Below are 494 nucleotides of genomic sequence, written 5' to 3' on the forward strand. Positions count from 1 at the left end.
GTTAGCCGCTACTTGTAAATCCAGCCTTTCACTTCTCTTTTTTAGTGGTAATATCAAATCATACCCAATGGGAGTTATTTTATGTCTGATGCATTGAAAGTGATGCTTGAAAATATCGAGCAACTCAGTACTAAAGAGAAAGCACTTGCTGCCCACTGTCTTTTAACGGCTATGGATACCAAGATTGATAGCGATGTGGAATCCGAGTGGGTAAAACTTGCGGAATCTCGCAGCGCAGAGCTAGAATCTGGTGCGGTAAAAAGCATTAGCTGGGAAGAGATAGAAAAGGATCTTAATTAAAAGATGTTGCCTGTTTCCTTTCACCCGGAGGTTAAAAGGGAAATAAAAGAGTCGTTTGATTGGTATCAAGAACAGTCATTGGGTTTGGGTCACGAATTTACTCAAGAACTCAAAGAAGCCATCGATTCAGTTAGCTCTTTGCCATCGGCATGGACAAAAATGGGGCAAACTCATCGGCGCTTTGTCTTAAGCAG

1 protein-coding gene and 1 pseudogene are annotated in these 494 nt (G+C 41.7%); both read left to right on the top strand.

Features of this window, described 5'->3' with window-relative positions; translation table 11 throughout:
* Positions 1 to 81 precede the first annotated feature (81 nt).
* The gene (locus IW644_RS19935; RefSeq protein WP_163111832.1) at positions 82 to 300 is read left to right on the top strand and encodes an addiction module protein; all 219 of its coding nucleotides are present in this window, start codon (positions 82 to 84) and stop codon (positions 298 to 300) included.
* 3 nt (positions 301 to 303) lie between these two features.
* Positions 304 to 494, top strand: a pseudogene (locus tag IW644_RS19940) (type II toxin-antitoxin system RelE/ParE family toxin); the annotation flags it as partial.

This window comes from Alteromonas sp. PRIM-21, from assembly GCF_027563165.1.
In the GTDB taxonomy this organism is placed as follows: Bacteria; Pseudomonadota; Gammaproteobacteria; order Enterobacterales; family Alteromonadaceae; genus Alteromonas; species Alteromonas macleodii_A.

Bases quoted from the DNA above. Each gene is read 5' to 3' on its own strand.
- IW644_RS19935 (WP_163111832.1), top strand. From the start codon at position 82: ATGTCTGATGCATTGAAAGTGATGCTTGAAAATATCGAGCAACTCAGT.